A 16,950-nucleotide genomic window follows, 5' to 3' on the forward strand; every position below is an offset into this window, starting at 1 on the left:
ATGAGCGCGCGCACCTCTTCTAATCCATTTCCTTTCAAGCGGCGTTTGCAGCATTTGCCAACGCCGCTTACTGATGAGGTACTAGCTGTATTTGCTGTTGCAGCGGAGCGCTTGCCTGTTGCATCGGTGGACTTGTGGGAGGATGAGGTTGTTGACGTGCGGGAAAAGATTGATACAACTCGTTTGTATCAGCCTATTTTTGATAAACCTGCAGAGCGTTTTACTGCGGCAAAAGGCTTTGAAATGCTTGCGCCGCTGTCATTCCATGTGCGCAATAAAGTACAAAAAACCTATCAGCAACGTGTTAATCGCGGTGGCATTGTTGCTGGCTCGGCGTATTTACGCGAAACCATTCAAAAGTTAACAGTGGTTTGGCATAAGTACCCATTTCATAAAATATCGGGCATGAAGTTTGTTAAGCATTCAGCGAAGGAGCTTGATGATAATGAGGATTTGGGCCCTGAAAGCTGCGCATTAGTTGCGGCCTCGCCATTTAGTGCATTTAGATTGTTGCGCCATCGCAAATCGACTGAGCTTAAGCAGGTAGCATCACAAATGGCCGACGCTTGCATGGTGCAGATTAAGGCAATTGCAGCTGCCGACCACAGTGACATGGCTTATTTTAACGCCTATGACGCAGCTGCCGAACTCTGCAAAACATGGAGTATCGAGCCGCCATACTGGCAAGCGGCGCACGTTGACCGCATTAATGAAGCGGCTGAGTGCGCAATATTACGGATGACCTGCCCAAAATGGTGGGGCAAGAAGCTATTAAAATTGCGGGATCAGTGTTGCGAACACCTTTGCCTAGCTGTTGGCCTCATCACCCAGAAAACCCCCTTTATCAGCGATGAATGCTTTAGTGAGTGGCAGTCACAGCAAAAGACGGCTATGCAGTGGCTTGAAAGCACAATGATTGAAAATGATGATGGGGTGATCTTACCGCTGATTGAAGCGGCAATGGCGGGCAACGCTAACCCGACAAACCGTGTCACAGAGCTGATTGTGCGTAATCGCGGCTTAGAAGAAATCGCCGAGGCTGCAGGCATGATTGCGCTGGCGGTAACGCTCACTTGTCCGAGTAAATACCATTCAAATTCACATAAGTGGGATCTTGGCAACGCCAAGCGAGCACAGAAATACCTAGTTAATACTTTTGCGAAAATGCGCTCAGCATTGGGTTATCGCAATATTCCGTTTTTAGGGTTTCGTGTTGCTGAGCCGCACAAAGACTCGACGCCACATTGGCATATGGCGTGGGTGATTAAGCCTGAGCATGAAGCGGCAGTTAAGGACATTATTACCAAGTACGCCTATCAGGTTGATGGTGATGAACCTGGGGCTGCTGAGCACCGGTTAAAAATAGAGCCAATCAGAAAAGATGCTAACGGCAAAAGCGGCATTGCTGGTTACTTCATCAAGTACCTACTTAAAGGTATTCCAGGTGATCACATGCATGGCCAGCAAGAGCTTGAACTGGAGTCCGGCCAAACTATTGAGGCGGCTTCCGCCCGTGTCGCGGCGTGGGCCAGTCGATACGGCATTCGGCAATACCAGTTTTATGGTGCTGAGTCCGTGCAGATTTGGCGCGAATTGCGCCGCCTGAAAGTAGGCCCTCAATCGCCTGAGATTGAAGCGGTAAGGGCTGCAGCTTGTAGCTCGGATTGGAAAGGTTATGAAGAGGCGATGAAGCATGCACAGCTGTCACTCAATTATGAACTCACTCCCGAGGGCAACCAATACGGCGAAGTAACAAAGCGCGTGCAGGGCATCAACGGCATCGCTTTTGGTAAAAAGCGCTTAATCATCACCCGTGGCGAGCGTTGGAAGTTGCGTAAAGCTAATGAAGATGAACAGAAAGCATATAAGGAACTTAAGCAACGCCGCAAAGACCTGTTCACCGTTAATCGCGCCATGAATGCTGAAAGCCGGCTTTCAAGAAAAGAACTCAAAGACGCTATGCCAAAGTGGAGCATGGCGCTGTTGCCGTTGCCTTTTGGCTCTCCTTGGACTTGTAGGAATAACTGTACAGACCCTGTTTTGGAGGAGGTTGATAGCCGAATTATCAGGCACCTTGCGCAGGTAGGCATTACTGACCCTGCCAACATTGAGCGGTTATTGTTCGATGGTTGTCGAGTGATGGATGCTGACGGCGGGGAATGGTGGGTTGATGATGGCCAGCTGCGGAACGAACCGTATCGATATCGTGAAATTGAAGACATTCCGCTAGATGAGCTTGTCTCAGAAATGCAGTCGTGGGAAAAAACGATGGAGTATTCAGCATGAAAACACTGATTCAAGGTTGTGAAAGCGCCGAACAGTTTGAGGTATTGCTTAAGCTAACGGGCATCACCAGCGAAGATAAAAAGAATGCGCTGCGTGCTCACTTAGTTGAAGGCCTACCAGCTAAGCGCGCGTATGCCCGCTTTCATGTTACCCAGCAGCATTTTAGCCAGGCATTAATGCTGCTAAACAAAAAAGCAGGCTTGGCCATGCAGTATGCGGCGCTGCAAAAGAGCAAAGGTGAGCAGAACTTTAACGAGCTGCGACAGCTAGTCATTGAATCAAATCAAGTTGGCAGATTTGAGCCGCTATTGACGGGAGACCTTCAGAATCCGCCTATTGATGCTCCAGAATTCAGATAATAAAAACCACACTAGATAAGTAGTGTAAAAATAGAGATATAAATAAATTGGATTAGCCTGAACTCAACCTGTTAATACTCAAATCTCGATGCAATCAGATTCGACAGGTTGCTTTAACTCATTTCTTTGCGCGTTTTTCCTGCCTAAAATTAATAAAACCCATAAAATCATGTGGATATACTTATCCAAAATTAGTTAATAGGTTTGGAAAACGCGCATGCGCATTTTCCCGGATAGTGTATTTGATAAAAAGCTGATAAGTTCTTTGCATACATGTAGTTAACTGTGCGCGTTTTCACTGGTCTAATGAGGTAAACAGCGCAGCGCATAAATAAAATGTTAAATGAATAGGAGTACACTTTTGGATTGGAACGTATTTTTTAGCACTATCAGCCAAACATCTGGCGCCATAGTGGGGATTTTTGCTGCGTTTTTGATTACAAAAATAGTTTCAAATCAAGCAGAATTTTCGCAGGACAAAGCAGACGCTTCAAACTTCATATTAAAGTCTGAAGCTTTATGTGACGAGGCTAAGTCGCGATATTTTAAGTGGTATAATGAGCGAATTAGAGATCAAGAGCTCTGTGATATAGATGAAGCGTTTCACGAAAAAGGCGAATTGTTAACCTCAGCTGAATACTTAGAGAAGTATAATTTTTCATCTTTTGATGCTAAGGGAGATATTGTTCCATTATTAGAAGAAAAAGTAGCGGAGTTTCACTCTATAAGAGAAAAAGAACAGGCAGAGCGAGACAAGTTCGAAAGCAATACATTTGGCATTGCATATGCAATGCCAAAGTTGATGTATATAAAACCACTATCAGTCGTCAGTATAAATACAACGCCTGAGCGAGAAGAAATCGATAACTTATTAGTTAGAACTCTCCATCAAGTTAAAGTCAATAAGTCTCATGTCGAAAAACTTAGTTCAGGGCAAGATTCGTCTAATCTGATTAACTTTTCAATAATTTCTGTATTGCTATTGTTTTTCGCTGGTGTTGTATACCCGCTGAGTTTTCTTCCATTGGAAGTAAATGCGGAGATAAGTTTATCGATAGGGGCATTTTGGGATATTCTCTTTTCCTTAAAAGGAGTAATGCTTTCATTGATATCCGTAATTTTCTCTGGGCTAATGTTAGTATTTTTAAAGGCTAATATGAAGCTCAAGCACACTGATGATACGATTGAAAAGTTGGCTAAGTTTAGCCAATTAGAAAACTATTCAAACTATTATAAAAATTATATCGATAACACAGGTACTAATGGCCAAGAATTCATTTAACAAACTGTTCAAGAGTGATTCGCAACGCGTGGCATTTTTACTATGCGTTGCGTTCGGTGTTTAAGGTAGTATGCGGCGGCTTTTGTATTGCGTTGCTCACATCTTAACAGGGCGTTAGGTATTTTCATTGCGATCCGAGGAGTAATAAGTATGGCCATAGGAACAGTAGATACCAAAATACTTTGGGGCAGAGCTGGAGGGCGATGCTCCAAACCAGGTTGTGATGAAGATTTGACCTCATTGGTAGCATCGGGGAACTATGTAGTTGGAGAAATGGCTCATGTAATAGGCAGTAAACCTACTGCTGCTAGGGGCACTCCTGAGGGAGGTGCTGATACATATGATAACTTGATTTTGCTATGTCCAACTCACCACACTCATATAGATAAAGCACCGGAGGGTACTTATCCCGTTGAGATGCTCCATGAGTGGAAAAGAAATCATGAAGCAGAAATAAGTAGCGCAGGGAAAGCCACAAAGTTTGAGAACTTTGATAAGTTAAATATCGCTGTTGCTCGACTGCTGGCTAGCAATAAGGCTACGTTTGATGCATTTGGTCCAAAGAGTGAAGCTGCTCAATCAGATCCCAGCTCTAATGCCTATCTTGTCTGGGAGTTGCGAAGAATTGACAAAATTCTGCCTAACAATAGGAAAATATTAAACCTTATCGACGCAAATGAAGAGCTTATTGAAGATATGCAGACTATTCGGGCTATCGAAAAGTTCCGTGTACACGTAGAGTCGTATGAAAAGCACGTATATCAACGGCTCGACTCCTATCAATTATTTCCTAACGAATTTTCAGAGGTTTTCGCATAATGTCAAATGGTTCAAATTCATGGGGGGTGTCATTCAGCCGAATTGCGTGGCTAGAATCGGCTATCCAAACTCACGGTAATGTTATTCGTTACTCACGTCATGACGACATCATTATGGAGTTTGACAGGAAAGATGGCAGTTCAATTACATTGATCTGTCTTGATGAATACACTTTGGGTGAGGCTGCAGTACACCGAGTTTTGCAAGAGTTTCCAGATGTAAATTATATATCTGTAGGTGGTAATTGGAATGGGTATACGATTGAAGCGAAACAGCTTTGCCTATCCAAAAATATTGGTCTTTTCAATTCGAGCGAATTAACAGGAGCGTTGTGGAAAAATGAGTTCTGGTTATATCATCAGAAAGATGACAAGGGAAATCCAGTCTATCCATACAAAAAACAGCAACCTGTTTAGTGTGTATGGTTTTGGTTCGTTTTTTCGCAGTAGCTATGCAAACGATTGTGACTTGCTGCTTGTGGTTAAGAATGACACTGAAAACTTAGGACAACTTCATGCGGACTTGTCCAATATTTTTTATGAGCTGGGTTCAAAGTTATCTATTGATTTTGATTTAACCATTCTTACTGAACGAGAGCATAAAGCTTCCCCACTTAGAGAGCATGATCGTTTGGTAGAAATTTCAGTTCCTAAGGTACCAAATACCTAACAAACAATTTAAGTGGATTCTCAACGCGTGGCAGTTTTACTATGCGTCAGGTAAAGTGGTTACTGTGTAATGCAGCGGTTTGGCCAGTGCGTTGTTCACCACTTAATTGAGCGTTATAAGCCCATTGTTATCATGGAGTTTTAATGGATCAAAATACAATAATTGGATTAATTGGTGGAGCTTTATTAGCTTATGTTATTCCTAAACTGAGCCCTTATATTGACAAGTATTTAAAACAGGCTTTTGGATTTCTCTTAAACACAGTACTTAAGCCTCTTAAAGGCTATTTTAGAAAGAAGCAGTTAGTTAGGCTTAAAGAATTCCGTATAGCTAGAGTTAATCACTCTGCGGTGACTATGCAGGTTGTAAGGGCTCATACATATTTTCTTCTCTTCTGGGGAGTTATAGCTTTTTATCTAAATCTATTAACTGAGCCTGCATTTCCTGCCATTTTAGAGAAAAGTTTTGTCTTTGGTATGCTCTTAACCAGTCCCATATATGTGTTTGAGCTATTATGGCTATCAGCAGATCATAAAGCCAAAAAGCTAGTAAAAAGTAGAGGCCAGCTGGGTTTGCGGTAAGTGATTTAAGTTAAATAAAACAGTCTGTTATGTTGGGATTTACTCCTCGTTGTAACCAACAGTTTTTGTCCGCTTAAGCAGGCATTTATCCCTACATTTTGTAATTTGAGATACATGTTGGTAGGCATGTGTCTTAACTCATTTATCTTCTATAAATATTCTTAGGTCTGATCACACTGGTTATCATCGAACTGAAAGCCTCCAAGTAATCGTAAAACGAATCAGAAATGTCTAATGGATCTCGGGGATCGCTAAATGATCGCAATCGCGTTTTTTTGCGTTTTTTGTAACTGGGGTTCACCAGTGTAAGCAGCAAGCGCTGGCGCGGTTTTAGAGGATTGCATTACTGCGTTTTTTTCACCCGAAAAAGCGCGCAGGCGTGGCGTGGGTCTGACGGCGCGCGCTGGGTTGAAAGTGGGGGTAAACTGCAGGCAATAAAAAACCGCCCGAGGGCGGTTGATGGGAATGGGGTTCCGATAGTTACTTGGCTTCGGTTGCGACCGCCAGTTGGTAAGGCTTGAAGCGGACTATCTCTTCGCCGGCCCATTCGTTGATAGCTAGCAGTGATTGGCGAATACAATCCAGCTCGTTTGCATCAAATACCTGTGCCGCCTTGCCGGCATCACCAAAGCCGCCGGTATTGTTGGGCACTATCCCCATGAGTTGAGGCGGTACGCGGTGCGATGCCAGCTGGTCGTCACGGCTGACGTTCTTAATACTCAAAAACTCATCATTCGCGGCAACTTCTGCCACTGGGATTAATTTGATCCCGTCCTTATTGCCACCTGGTGCATGCAAAAACAAGTTGCGGAAGTTGCCAGGGCCTTTGCTGTTTCTTAGGGATTCACGCAGCTTGGCGACATCTTTCTCGTTCACTGTTGAGTCGGTGAGGTACATGATAAATCCAGCGTGACTACCGTTCTCATAGTACCGACGCCTAAACAGGGTCGCGCTTTCATTTAGCAGCGATGAGTTCATGCTAGCCACATAGTCGGGGATACCATAAACCTCTTGGTTTAGGTCAGGATCTTTTACATGAAAGATTGATGCTTCGGGAAACTCCATCTCCTCGTGAAAGTTAGGTACCCACCAATACTGATTAGGTTTAATGCCTACTCGAGTATATTTAGCCGGCGAGGCTTGATACTTCAATGCTCCGCCAAGGCGGTTCCTAATGACTTGCACATAGGCATTATCAAAAACCAAATAGTCGAGCACAATGGCAGAAAAGTCATACAGGCTGAGCTTAGGATGCGGGATAAAACAACTTTTTAGAATGTTGCGCTTTACCTGAATCGCGCTGGCATGATGCACAGAAGCACGATAAATGCGGCTAAGGCCAGTCAAAGACAGCGGCGGCTCGTAGTATTTACCGTTCGACATGGCCTCAAGATAGTCAAAAATCTCCCGTTGGCTCAGCACTGGCATAGGGTCGCCAAAGGTAAAGGTCTCAATTCGTTGCTCTTGCGGCCCTTGCTGTTGTTGCGGTTTGGCTGCCATGGTTCGAGCCTTTCTATATTTTGCCATTAGTCGTAAATCTCCAACGTCGATGTACTGGTGCCGCTGGTATCCAGTGGCTCATTGTAAAGCGCATGCATTGCCGCCCACGCGATATCGGCGTGGCTAATTTCTTCGCTGCGAGCGGATTCATAGGTAACTTGTTTGCCGCTAGCGGTCAGGGTTTTACGGATGCTCATGAATGCCTGGGCGAGGTCGGTCCAACCTGCGTCATATTCCAAGCGGCCTTTGCTGATCACGTCATAGGCCTTGATCACCATCTGACTTTTCAGCACAGGGTTGTAGAGGAATGGCGTGACCTGCGGGAAAAACTTCTTCACCAGTTGATACACTGCCTCACCAAGGCCAGTGGTATCGATACCGATAAAGGTCACGTTGTATTTATTGCAGATATCCTGAATTGCTTTGGCCTGCGCCTCAAAGTCCATCCCGTTCCAACGGTGTTTTTCTATCACACGGAACTTACCGCCTGGCACAGCAGGCGGGCAAATCACAATGCAGCCAGCGCTATCACCTTTGCCGCCTTTGTTCGGGTCGTAACCAATCCATACTTCACGGTGCGCGAGCGGTCTTGGTGCAAAGGGTTTGTAGTCTGTCCACACTTCCCACGAGTCAACCATGCAGCGCTGCATCATCACCATAGGGAACACCGACATAGTGTCGTCGATGAACTCGCACATCAGCAGGTTTGAATATTCGTCAGGACTGTACTCTAAGTGCAGTGTTTCTGGGTCGAATAAGTTGCAACCTTTGCGGATAGCATCATCGACCGTGACCACTTGCCGCCATTGGCCATCCTCACACCTGCGGCCATTTGCTAGGGCACTATGGCTCACATCAATCTCAATGCGATCGGCTTTAAGGCGGCCACGGTTAAACAATGTGCCAGTCCAAAACGGGTAGGCGTCGTGGGTAATCGATGACGGAGTCGAAATATAGGTTTGGCGCCATTTTGCATGGATAGCCATACCAGAGGCGACCTTTCGGAACTCTTGAAACTTGTGGATCCAAAAGTACTCATCCAAATACAGGTTGCCGTGGTAAGACTGAGCCGTTCTGGCATTGGTGCCCAAAAAGTACAGAATGGCGCCATTGTGCAGCACAATTGGGTCGCCTTTAAGCTCAATACCAGTGACATCCTTTACGAACTGGATGATGTACTGCTTAAACACATGGGCCTGCGCCTTACTGGCCGATAAAAATATTTGGTTACGGCCAGTATCTAGGGCATCAATAATGGCTTCATGGGCAAAAAAGTAAGTCGCGCCAATTTGTCTCGACTTGAGAATGTTGCGTATACGTTGGGTTAAGCCTGCGGTGTACCATTCCTTTTGGTAGGCAAACATCGAATCTTGGAATGCCTCAATCAGCTTTTCCAAATCATCTTCGCTAACGAAGTTCTTCACCGGTTGCTTTTTAGATCCTGCATTGCGGTTTTGTACGTTCGGATTGAGGTCTGCCTCATTGCCGCCATTGTGATAGCGAGTAATACGGGCAATTCGCTCCAGCTGCCGACCGAGTAGGTCTATCTCTTTAAAATCCTTACCGTCTTTATCCTCTTTGTTGATGAGCTGCAGCATGCGCATCTCAAGCGCAGAGTCCACCCTGTCAATGGGTTTGGCATCTTCCCAAGCGTCACGTTTTTTCCAACTCGATACCGTACTCTCAGGCAATTGCAGGTGCTGGCTAATTTCTCGGACGTGCCAACCTTGCCAAAAAAGATTTTTAGCATATTGGCGTTGATTCTTATCTGTAGAGGTTTGGGGATTCAGTTTCATGGCGCCAGTGTAAATAGCCTAATAACTAAAACCCTGTTGTTTAAGCGGTATCGGTTTCCTTATACCGCCCGAAGCCCTTGCTCATCATCGCCTTGCTCTTGACCATACAGGCAGCAGTTAACAGACCTAATTCAACCCCAAAGGGCGACAAAATGGCTAAGAAATCGAAATTTTTCCGTGTATTTACTGAAGGACATACAACCGACGGACGAGTCGTTGAGCGTCAGTGGATCACCGATATTGTAGAAACCTATAACACGGCAAAGTATGGCGCCCGTATTTGGCTTGAGCATATTCGCGGTATTACCCCCGACAGCGCATTTAAAGCCTATGGCGATGTGACTGCGGTAAAGGCTGAAGAAGTCGATGGCAAATTAACCCTGTTTGCGCAAATCGAGCCAACAGACGAACTGATCGCCATGAACCAGAAAAAGCAGAAAGTGTATACCAGTGTTGAGATTGATCCCGACTTTGCCAAAACGGGCAAATGCTATCTATCAGGTTTGGCAGTAACCGATTCCCCCGCATCCCTTGGCACTGAAATGCTGGCGTTCTCCGCAACCTGCAAAGACAACCCGCTTAACTCGCGTAAGCAACGCCCCGAAAACCTATTTACTTCTGCAGTGGAAGTGGATTTTGAATTTGAAGAGGTCAGCGACGAGCCCGGGCTATTTGCCAAGGTTAAAGCGCTGTTAGGTAAAAACAAGGCAGAAGCAAAAACCGACTTTGCCGATGTGCATCAGGCCGTTGAAGAAATAGCCCAAGCCGTTGCTGATGCTGAAATGCAATTTGGTGCAAAAGTCAGCAAAGGCATGGAAGATTTGACCAAGTTGCAAACGGATTTTAATGAGCTCAGCACGCAATTCAATGCACTCAAGGGCCAGCTTGAAAAAGAAGAGCCAACAGGCCAACGACGTTCACCCGCAACCGGTGGCGACACCAATATTAAAACCGATTGCTAAGGAGCAAACATGCGCAATACCACCCGTACACTTTTTAACGGTTATCTAGGCCAAGTTGCCACGCTCAATGGCGTAGAAACAGCAACGGCCAAATTTACCGTTGAACCAACAGTCCAGCAGACGCTAGAAACGCGAATGCAAGAAAGCTCGCAATTCTTGGGGATGATTAACGTTGTACCTGTCACCGAAAAGTCAGGCGAAAAGTTAGGCCTTGGCATTAACGGTACGATTGCTGGCACGACCGATACGACTCAAAGCGATCGCCAAGCCATTGACCCAACCGATTTAGATGCGCTGGGTTATGACTGTACACAAACCAACTTCGATACGGCGCTTCGCTACGCCAAGATTGATATGTGGGCCAAGTTCCCTGATTTTCAGGCGCGCATCCGTGATGCCATTCTGAAACAGCAAGCACTCGACCGCATCATGATCGGCTTTAATGGTACCAGTCGCGCGGCAACCTCTAACCGCGCAAATAATCCATTACTGCAAGATGTAAACATCGGTTGGCTTAAAAAAATTCGCCAGCATGCACCGCAGCGCCATATGGCAGAAGTGGTTGAAGGCTCCGGTAAAATTGTTATCGGCACCGATTACGCCAACCTCGATGCTTTGGTATTCGACATGGTTAACAACATGATTGATCCATGGCATCAAGACGATACTGAGCTGGTTGTGATTTGTGGCCGTAAATTGCTGGCTGATAAGTACTTCCCGATTATCAACAAAGACAACGTCCCCACGGAAACCATGGCCGCTGACATGATTATCAGCCAAAAGCGCATTGGCGGATTAGGTGCCGTGCGTGTGCCGCATTTCCCTGCTAACGCCTTGCTGGTCACGCGCCTAGATAACTTAAGCCTGTACTGGCAAGAAGGCGCTCGCCGTCGCAGTGTGATCGATAACCCTAAACGCGACCAAATTGAAAACTACGAATCATCAAACGATGCCTATGTAGTTGAAGATTACGGCTGCACAGCGTTTGCCGAAAACATTGAGATGGGAGCATAGCCATGACATCACCCGCCCATAAACGCTTTCATGGCGTGTTAGCCGCAGCGCGGGGAACGGATTCCCCCTTAAGCGCTCGCTCCGAAAACACCTACGAACTCATGCTTATGCAGCTTACCGAGCATCGCCGCATCTTAAAAACAGTGCAGGCGCTCGCACGTAAGCAGCAGGCCAAATCGCAGTTCTTGCCTGAATACGATGCCTATATTGATGGCACCATTAAGGGCGATAGTGGCGTGCAGGATGAAGTGTTCGTGACTGTGCTGCTGTGGCATATCGATGTCGGCAATATCGACCGCGCGATTGAACTAGCTGCATATGCGCTTAAGCATGATCTGGTTATGCCAGACCGCTTTGAGCGCAATCTGGCTTGTACCATTGCCGAAGAAGTTGCCGAAACCGCCGCGCGCGTGATTGAAACCGAAACACCGATAGCCAGTTCGCAGCTAAACGCTGTGCTTGAGCTTACGGCCGAGAGCGACATGTACGACGAAGCGCGCGCTAAGCTGCTGCGTCAAATGGGGCAAGCATTTGAAGCGGAAGGCGAGTTAACCGCTGCGCTCGACGCCTATCAAAAAGCATTAGCCCTAAACGATAAAGTGGGTGTGAAGAAGTTTATCGAGAAAGTCACTCGTGATCTTAAGAACGCCGACAAACAAACAACCGAAAGCACTGAGCCCTCTGAATCACAAGGCAGTGCTGGTTAACCGAGCGACCCTCGCAACCCGTGCGGCGCTGGCCAAGTAGCGTTATCCAATTTCACTACTTAAGCCAGCCCACCGCACAACCTAGCCGCAAGCAGGTAAACATGAGTTTTATCGCCCCAGCCACTAGCGCAGCACCAAGCACGATTACCAACAGCCCGTTTTGGCCTGATTTTCAGTTAGCGACATTGCGCGATGCCATGCGCCTTGATGGCACAGTGACAAACGCACGACTTGAGCACGCAGTCATCAATGCAGCACTGCAGACAAACAGTGATCTCAAGGATTGGCGTATCGGGCAGCAAATCTTGGGCTTTGACGGTTTAGAACAGGTGCCAGCCGAGCAAATCAACGGCCAGAGCATCTATTTGCAATTGTATTTACGCGCGGTGTACTGCCTCACCAAAGCCAATCTTATTGAGCGTTATAGCGATTTTGAGAGCACGGCCAAGGGGCTAAAGGCGGGTGAAGTGCTCGGCGATAGCGTTGACGATCTTCGCCGTGATGCACGCTTTGCTATTCGCGACATCTTAGGCGAAAGCCATGTCACGGTGGAACTCATTTAATGAGTAGCTTGCAGGCAGTGCGCAGCATCGAGGGCGATACAGTCGATAAGATTTGTTATCGATACCTTGGGGTAACGGCGGAGATCACTGAGCAAGTGCTAGACGCTAACCCGCAGCTTGCTGCCATTGGCCCTATATTGCCAAACGGTACGCTGGTACTTCTTCCTGTGCAGGTGGCCGCGCCGACACAGCCAAACTTTATTCAACTATGGGATTAATGATGAGCGAGCCAATTTCAGCGACATCAGCCACATCAGCAGTCGTCACCGCCAGCGTGCTGACATTAGTGCCAGGGGCTGAACCTGCAGTCATGATCGGCGCGTTTACCGGTGCAGTGTTGTTCATTATTTCGAATGACGCCGCGGGGAATTACCAGCGTATCGGACTGTTTATTGTGTCATTTTTGGGCGGCGTACTGTGCGCCAATTGGGCAGCCAATGCCTTGAGTGCATTACTGCCAGATGCCTTGCAGGTTAATGTGGGTATGGCGGCACTCATTTCATCCGCCTGTGTTGTGCGCATGCTGCAGTATTTTATGAAACTCACCAATAACCCAGAAAGTTGGCTTAATGCCCTGCGCGGGCTTAAGGGGAAATGATGCTAATCATTAATGCCGTTATTTGTAGCTTAATTGTGTTGCGCCTGGCTTTGTTCGTACGAACAGGGCGGCATCGCATATTCATCAGTATTTGTGCTTACTTGATCACTGTTGCCGCAGGTATTGAGGTCATCCACACAGTGTATGGCATCGCCACAGTGCCGAGTTATGCGGAGGTATTTCTAAAAGCCACGCTCTGCATTGCCATTTTCCAAACGCGGGGCAATGTTGCGCATCTTCTGCAACCAAACTCGAAAAAAGTTGGTAGCAGGCTAGTGCGCATTCCCCGTGCACAAACATTAAAAACCAAACATAGGTAATCGAGATGACTCTAAGAAAAGGCAGCAATGGCACGGCAGTGCGTGATTTACAACAACGGCTCAATGCCGCTGGTGCGTCATTAACGGTAGATGGTTGGTTTGGTGATGCAACCCAAAAGGCCATCGCGCAATTTCAAGATAAGCATGACTTACCGAGAACCGGCTACGCTGGCGTAAGAACGTTAGCGCTCCTCGCTGGAGAAAGCCGTAACAAGTTCATTCAAAGCTCACAATTATTGGCAGCAGCTAGCCTGCTTGGCGTCTCGTTTTCTGCAATGGCCAGCGTGGCAGAAGTGGAATCCAACGGCTTTGGTTTTTTTGCCTGTGGTAGACCAAGTATTTTATTTGAACGGCATGTATTTTATCGTGAAGTGTTGGAGCAAGATGCAGCAGCAGCGGCAGAGCTGGCAACGAAGTACCCGAATATTTGCAACCCAGCCCGTGGCGGTTATACCGGCGGCAGTGGTGAGTACCAGCGTTTTGCGATTGCGTACCAGTTTAATCCAGAGGCGGCGATTTGTGCCTGTAGTTGGGGCATGTTTCAGATAATGGGCTTTCATTGGCAAGCCTTGGGCTATCCATCGCCGCAGGCCTTCAAGCAAGCCATGGACATGTCAGAGGGTGAACAGCTCAATGCCTTGGTTAAGTTTATCGAAGCAGATCCTGTGTTGCATAAGGCACTCAAAGCGCGTAAGTGGGCAGAGTTTGCCAAGCGCTACAATGGCCCCGCCTATAAAGAAAATGACTACGACATTAAATTAGCGCGCAAGTATCAGCAGTTTACTGCCGCGAGCAAGTCGCAAGGCGCTGAAAATGTTGTCGCTGCTTAGCCGGTTTATCCAGCCATTTGCAGGCTATTTAATTGTCGCCGCCATCGGGATTGCGTTCACTATGGCAGGCGTGATTTATCTGCAGCAAGAGCGGCTTAGTCAGTTGCAGCAGACGCAGGGCGTAATGCTGCAATCGCTGACTCAAACGTCGCAGTCTTATTTTGACTTAAAGCAGATATCGGCAGAAAACCAGCAGGCGCAGGCGCTTTTACGTGAGCAACTTGCCAGTGTAAATAACACTAGTCGGTTCAGAAGAACCAAAATCGAGGAGTTAAAACGTGAACTTAGCGATGTTAAAGCCTGGGCTGATACTGTCCTGCCTGATGCTATTAGCCGGTTGCACCAGCGCCCCGCCATTAGTGGCAGTGCAGAGTACCGTCGTTGGTTGTCCACTCGTGATCCCTTGCCTGTTGCCGGCGAGCAACCCAATAAGCAATCAAGGGATAAGCAGTGAGCTAGATACCTGCGAAACGGCTTGGCATGACTGCGCCGCACAAATCGATATGATTATCGAGTGCCAAACTAAACAAGAAGCTAAACAGAAAGTTAAGCAGCAAGCTAAAGCCTTAAGCCAAGCGGAAGGTCATCACCATGAATAAGCCGGCGCAGCTGCGTGAGCTGTTATCTAGCCACGTTCCCCACTTACAACAAAACCCTGATTGCCTGCACGTATTCATCGAGAACGGCAACATCATCGCCACCGGTGCGGGGCAAAACCTGAGTTTTGAGTATCAATTCAACTGCGTATTAATCGTGACGGACTACGCCGCCCATGCTGATACGCTTATCGTGCCTATTTTAGGTTGGCTGGCCACACAGCAACCAGAGCTGTTATTGAATCCAGACAAGCGCGAGACAGGTTTTAAGTTCAAAGCCGAAATCATTAATCACACCACTGCCGACATCGAAATTGTGCTGGCATTAACAGAGCGAGTAAAAGTTGTTGCGGGTGAGGGGATGCAGCTTGAAGTGACACACTTACCAGAGCCCGTTTTCAATGACGAAGCGATTGATTGGACGCTTTACACCAATGGGATTGAAGTACCATGGCCACCGACGATTTAACCCAGTTAAATGAACTGTTTGACGGGCTAATACAACAATTATCCCCTGCCGCGCGTAAGCAATTAAGCCGCGATATTTCAAGACGCTTACGAGCAAGCCAGGCGCAGCGGATTAAACAAAACAAAGCACCAGATGGCAGCGCATTTGAGGCGAGAAAGCCGCAGCCTATATGGGCGAAAAGGCTTGGGGCTATTAAAAAGAAGCTGATGTTTCAGAAAATCATCAGGCAAAAATACTTAAAACCTGAGTATTCAGCATTAGCAGCCAGTGTTGGGTTTACGGGGTTTATTTCCCGCGTAGCGACCGAGCATCAATACGGGCTTAGGGGAAGGATAAACGAGCGGATATCGGCACAATACCCGCAGCGTGAGTTGTTGGGGTTCACGGTTGAAGAGCAGGACATGATAGAAGAGGCTATTGTTAGGCATTTAGCGACGATGGTCTAAATCTCTCCACCAACTAATATCTCAAACAGCTTTTGGACATTTTCGAGTTAAAGCCTTAACTCTAACCTGTCAGTTTCGGATAAAAATTTCTATGAGATAACGCCCTGTTAAGGTGTGAGCAACGCAACATAAAAGCCACCGCATACCACCTTAAACACTAAAAGCAACGCATAGTAAAAATGTCACGCGTTGCGAATCACTCTTAAACAGTTAGATGAGAGCTGTCGCTGCCATTTTCCTAGCTTGTCGCTCGAGTTCTGAGTTAGTCAATCGCGATAATAACTGCACATAATTAAGTACTTTTGAGTCGGTACAAGTAAAGTCCAATAACAGCTCAATTAGGATATTGCGTAAAAATTTTGCTGAATCAAGATAAACTTTTAAACAATGAACTTTTGCTGGGTTTTGTAAGATTTCTCCAACATCAACGTGAGCAACCAACTTGTGTCTAAAACTCAACGCTATCTTGTGATATTGAGCCCACTCATCTTCTGTGATATCGCAAGCGTTACATATATTTGCTCTCATTGTCGACAGGGAAAGAGAGTTAATGTTTTTCCAGTGCGTGTCCTCTTTATGAGCACCAAAAACCTGACACCAACGTAATATAGAAACAAATACAGCATTATTTCTTGTTTGTGCCCAATAAGAATTGAATAGAATATTACCCTCTGACGACTCTATTCGTTCTGGAACATTATTAAGTTCATCGTGCATTGAAAGGTTTATAACTATGTCTCTACAACATAATTCCATAACTTTTATCAACTCAAACTGTTCTCTATCCATAATGCTACCACTCAAGTCAATGTTCTCATCTAACAGCTTATTATTGAGACCTTGCAAGGTTCGCTACCTTGTAAGGTAGGAGGCCAAGCATGTATAGACACACTAGTAAGACTCAAAAAAATTATCGTAAATCATACAGTAAAGTAAATGCTGCTTAAGCACAATACGATCAGGGTGATGTATTAGCTCAACTCATTCCTGAGCTTCGTAGAGTTATTGACATTACCGATTTCGACAATGGTGTATCAACTACGCACACGTTAGAGTTATATAAAACCAATCGTATTGACTGCTATAGAGTAATAGTCGATGGCAAGCTTTGGAAAGAGCGTATTGGGTGGAGCAACATTCTTGCAGGCATTAG

General features: G+C 46.4%; 20 protein-coding genes and 1 pseudogene. 18 read left to right on the plus strand and 3 right to left on the minus strand.

Features of this window, described 5'->3' with window-relative positions; translation table 11 throughout:
• The 6 genes from DVO77_RS09625 (at window position 1) to DVO77_RS09660 (ending at window position 5,996) form a co-directional block, all read left to right on the plus strand.
• Window positions 1-2,286 (plus strand): replication endonuclease, encoded by a 2,286-nt coding sequence (locus tag DVO77_RS09625; protein WP_119978179.1) that lies wholly within the window; start codon window positions 1-3, stop codon window positions 2,284-2,286.
• The gene (locus DVO77_RS09630) at window positions 2,283-2,645 is read left to right on the plus strand and encodes a PapB/FocB family fimbrial expression transcriptional regulator (RefSeq protein ID WP_119978180.1); all 363 of its coding nucleotides are present in this window, start codon (window positions 2,283-2,285) and stop codon (window positions 2,643-2,645) included. The genes DVO77_RS09625 and DVO77_RS09630 overlap by 4 nt, the downstream gene beginning before the upstream one ends.
• A gap of 361 nt (window positions 2,646-3,006) precedes the next feature.
• Window positions 3,007-3,927, plus strand: a complete 921-nt coding sequence (locus tag DVO77_RS09635; protein WP_119978181.1) for a hypothetical protein — start codon at window positions 3,007-3,009, stop codon at window positions 3,925-3,927.
• A 150-nt stretch (window positions 3,928-4,077) separates the two neighbouring features.
• Window positions 4,078-4,746 carry an HNH endonuclease signature motif containing protein gene (locus DVO77_RS09645; RefSeq protein WP_119978183.1) on the plus strand — a complete coding sequence of 223 codons (669 nt, stop codon included), beginning with the start codon at window positions 4,078-4,080 and terminating at the stop codon, window positions 4,744-4,746.
• Entirely contained in the window at window positions 4,746-5,162 is a 417-nt protein-coding gene (locus tag DVO77_RS09650; RefSeq protein WP_119978184.1) for a hypothetical protein, read from the plus strand. The genes DVO77_RS09645 and DVO77_RS09650 overlap by 1 nt, the downstream gene beginning before the upstream one ends.
• Before the next feature lie 396 nt (window positions 5,163-5,558).
• Window positions 5,559-5,996, plus strand: a complete 438-nt coding sequence (locus tag DVO77_RS09660; protein WP_119978186.1) for a hypothetical protein — start codon at window positions 5,559-5,561, stop codon at window positions 5,994-5,996.
• A 480-nt stretch (window positions 5,997-6,476) separates the two neighbouring features.
• Here DVO77_RS09660 and DVO77_RS09665 read toward each other — a convergent pair whose 3' ends face one another.
• Window positions 6,477-7,523: a phage portal protein gene (locus DVO77_RS09665; protein WP_119978187.1), complete on the minus strand. Its 1,047-nt coding sequence runs from the start codon at window positions 7,521-7,523 to the stop codon at window positions 6,477-6,479.
• Entirely contained in the window at window positions 7,523-9,292 is a 1,770-nt protein-coding gene (locus DVO77_RS09670) for a terminase ATPase subunit family protein (RefSeq protein WP_119978188.1), read from the minus strand. Before DVO77_RS09670 ends, DVO77_RS09665 begins: the two co-directional genes overlap by 1 nt.
• A 152-nt stretch (window positions 9,293-9,444) precedes the next feature.
• On the opposite strand from DVO77_RS09670, the gene DVO77_RS09675 reads away from it, so the two are divergent.
• The 12 genes and pseudogenes from DVO77_RS09675 (at window position 9,445) to DVO77_RS09725 (ending at window position 15,797) form a co-directional block, all read left to right on the plus strand.
• The gene (locus DVO77_RS09675; protein WP_119978189.1) at window positions 9,445-10,254 is read left to right on the plus strand and encodes a GPO family capsid scaffolding protein; all 810 of its coding nucleotides are present in this window, start codon (window positions 9,445-9,447) and stop codon (window positions 10,252-10,254) included.
• A 9-nt stretch (window positions 10,255-10,263) separates the two neighbouring features.
• On the plus strand, window positions 10,264-11,268 hold the full coding sequence (locus tag DVO77_RS09680) for a phage major capsid protein, P2 family (RefSeq protein WP_119978190.1): 1,005 nt from the start codon (window positions 10,264-10,266) through the stop codon (window positions 11,266-11,268).
• 2 nt (window positions 11,269-11,270) lie between these two features.
• Window positions 11,271-11,975 (plus strand): phage terminase small subunit, encoded by a 705-nt coding sequence (gene gpM, locus DVO77_RS09685; RefSeq protein ID WP_119978191.1) that lies wholly within the window; start codon window positions 11,271-11,273, stop codon window positions 11,973-11,975.
• Window positions 11,976-12,076: 101 nt separating this feature from the next.
• Window positions 12,077-12,538 (plus strand): head completion/stabilization protein, encoded by a 462-nt coding sequence (locus tag DVO77_RS09690; RefSeq protein WP_119978192.1) that lies wholly within the window; start codon window positions 12,077-12,079, stop codon window positions 12,536-12,538.
• Entirely contained in the window at window positions 12,538-12,756 is a 219-nt protein-coding gene (locus tag DVO77_RS09695; protein WP_119978193.1) for a tail protein X, read from the plus strand. The genes DVO77_RS09690 and DVO77_RS09695 overlap by 1 nt, the downstream gene beginning before the upstream one ends.
• A 2-nt stretch (window positions 12,757-12,758) precedes the next feature.
• Window positions 12,759-13,136: a putative holin gene (locus DVO77_RS09700; RefSeq protein ID WP_119978194.1), complete on the plus strand. Its 378-nt coding sequence runs from the start codon at window positions 12,759-12,761 to the stop codon at window positions 13,134-13,136.
• Window positions 13,133-13,456, plus strand: a complete 324-nt coding sequence (locus tag DVO77_RS09705; RefSeq protein WP_119978195.1) for a phage holin family protein — start codon at window positions 13,133-13,135, stop codon at window positions 13,454-13,456. Before DVO77_RS09700 ends, DVO77_RS09705 begins: the two co-directional genes overlap by 4 nt.
• Before the next feature lie 5 nt (window positions 13,457-13,461).
• Complete coding sequence (locus DVO77_RS09710; RefSeq protein WP_119978196.1) at window positions 13,462-14,286, plus strand: N-acetylmuramidase domain-containing protein; 825 nt, start codon at window positions 13,462-13,464, stop codon at window positions 14,284-14,286.
• Complete coding sequence (gene lysB, locus DVO77_RS09715; protein WP_119978197.1) at window positions 14,270-14,740, plus strand: Rz-like lysis system protein LysB; 471 nt, start codon at window positions 14,270-14,272, stop codon at window positions 14,738-14,740. Before DVO77_RS09710 ends, lysB begins: the two co-directional genes overlap by 17 nt.
• Window positions 14,640-14,885 (plus strand): annotated as a pseudogene (gene lysC, locus DVO77_RS19415) (Rz1-like lysis system protein LysC); the annotation flags it as partial. The gene lysB and the pseudogene lysC, both read left to right, overlap by 101 nt.
• Window positions 14,878-15,351 carry a phage tail protein gene (locus tag DVO77_RS09720; RefSeq protein WP_119978198.1) on the plus strand — a complete coding sequence of 158 codons (474 nt, stop codon included), beginning with the start codon at window positions 14,878-14,880 and terminating at the stop codon, window positions 15,349-15,351. The pseudogene lysC and the gene DVO77_RS09720, both read left to right, overlap by 8 nt.
• The gene (locus DVO77_RS09725; protein ID WP_119978199.1) at window positions 15,333-15,797 is read left to right on the plus strand and encodes a phage virion morphogenesis protein; all 465 of its coding nucleotides are present in this window, start codon (window positions 15,333-15,335) and stop codon (window positions 15,795-15,797) included. Before DVO77_RS09720 ends, DVO77_RS09725 begins: the two co-directional genes overlap by 19 nt.
• Before the next feature lie 210 nt (window positions 15,798-16,007).
• Here the strand turns inward: DVO77_RS09725 and DVO77_RS09735 are convergent, their stop codons facing one another.
• Window positions 16,008-16,586: a hypothetical protein gene (locus DVO77_RS09735; protein WP_119978241.1), complete on the minus strand. Its 579-nt coding sequence runs from the start codon at window positions 16,584-16,586 to the stop codon at window positions 16,008-16,010.
• Window positions 16,587-16,950: the final 364 nt, after the last annotated feature.

The organism is Shewanella algidipiscicola, from assembly GCF_003605125.1.
Classification (GTDB): Bacteria; Pseudomonadota; Gammaproteobacteria; order Enterobacterales; family Shewanellaceae; genus Shewanella; species Shewanella algidipiscicola.

What these genes read in the sequence shown, in the direction of transcription:
- DVO77_RS09625 (WP_119978179.1), top strand. Translation starts at nt 1, where the DNA reads ATGAGCGCGCGCACCTCTTCTAATCCATTTCCTTTCAAGCGGCGTTTG.
- DVO77_RS09630 (WP_119978180.1), top strand. Translation starts at nt 2,283, where the DNA reads ATGAAAACACTGATTCAAGGTTGTGAAAGCGCCGAACAGTTTGAGGTA.
- DVO77_RS09645 (WP_119978183.1), top strand. Translation starts at nt 4,078, where the DNA reads ATGGCCATAGGAACAGTAGATACCAAAATACTTTGGGGCAGAGCTGGA.
- DVO77_RS09650 (WP_119978184.1), top strand. Translation starts at nt 4,746, where the DNA reads ATGTCAAATGGTTCAAATTCATGGGGGGTGTCATTCAGCCGAATTGCG.
- DVO77_RS09660 (WP_119978186.1), top strand. Translation starts at nt 5,559, where the DNA reads ATGGATCAAAATACAATAATTGGATTAATTGGTGGAGCTTTATTAGCT.
- DVO77_RS09665 (WP_119978187.1), bottom strand. Translation starts at nt 7,523, where the DNA reads ATGGCAAAATATAGAAAGGCTCGAACCATGGCAGCCAAACCGCAACAA.
- DVO77_RS09670 (WP_119978188.1), bottom strand. Translation starts at nt 9,292, where the DNA reads ATGAAACTGAATCCCCAAACCTCTACAGATAAGAATCAACGCCAATAT.
- DVO77_RS09675 (WP_119978189.1), top strand. Translation starts at nt 9,445, where the DNA reads ATGGCTAAGAAATCGAAATTTTTCCGTGTATTTACTGAAGGACATACA.
- DVO77_RS09680 (WP_119978190.1), top strand. Translation starts at nt 10,264, where the DNA reads ATGCGCAATACCACCCGTACACTTTTTAACGGTTATCTAGGCCAAGTT.
- gpM (WP_119978191.1), top strand. Translation starts at nt 11,271, where the DNA reads ATGACATCACCCGCCCATAAACGCTTTCATGGCGTGTTAGCCGCAGCG.
- DVO77_RS09690 (WP_119978192.1), top strand. Translation starts at nt 12,077, where the DNA reads ATGAGTTTTATCGCCCCAGCCACTAGCGCAGCACCAAGCACGATTACC.
- DVO77_RS09695 (WP_119978193.1), top strand. Translation starts at nt 12,538, where the DNA reads ATGAGTAGCTTGCAGGCAGTGCGCAGCATCGAGGGCGATACAGTCGAT.
- DVO77_RS09700 (WP_119978194.1), top strand. Translation starts at nt 12,759, where the DNA reads ATGAGCGAGCCAATTTCAGCGACATCAGCCACATCAGCAGTCGTCACC.
- DVO77_RS09705 (WP_119978195.1), top strand. Translation starts at nt 13,133, where the DNA reads ATGATGCTAATCATTAATGCCGTTATTTGTAGCTTAATTGTGTTGCGC.
- DVO77_RS09710 (WP_119978196.1), top strand. Translation starts at nt 13,462, where the DNA reads ATGACTCTAAGAAAAGGCAGCAATGGCACGGCAGTGCGTGATTTACAA.
- lysB (WP_119978197.1), top strand. Translation starts at nt 14,270, where the DNA reads ATGTTGTCGCTGCTTAGCCGGTTTATCCAGCCATTTGCAGGCTATTTA.
- DVO77_RS09720 (WP_119978198.1), top strand. Translation starts at nt 14,878, where the DNA reads ATGAATAAGCCGGCGCAGCTGCGTGAGCTGTTATCTAGCCACGTTCCC.
- DVO77_RS09725 (WP_119978199.1), top strand. Translation starts at nt 15,333, where the DNA reads ATGGCCACCGACGATTTAACCCAGTTAAATGAACTGTTTGACGGGCTA.
- DVO77_RS09735 (WP_119978241.1), bottom strand. Translation starts at nt 16,586, where the DNA reads ATGGATAGAGAACAGTTTGAGTTGATAAAAGTTATGGAATTATGTTGT.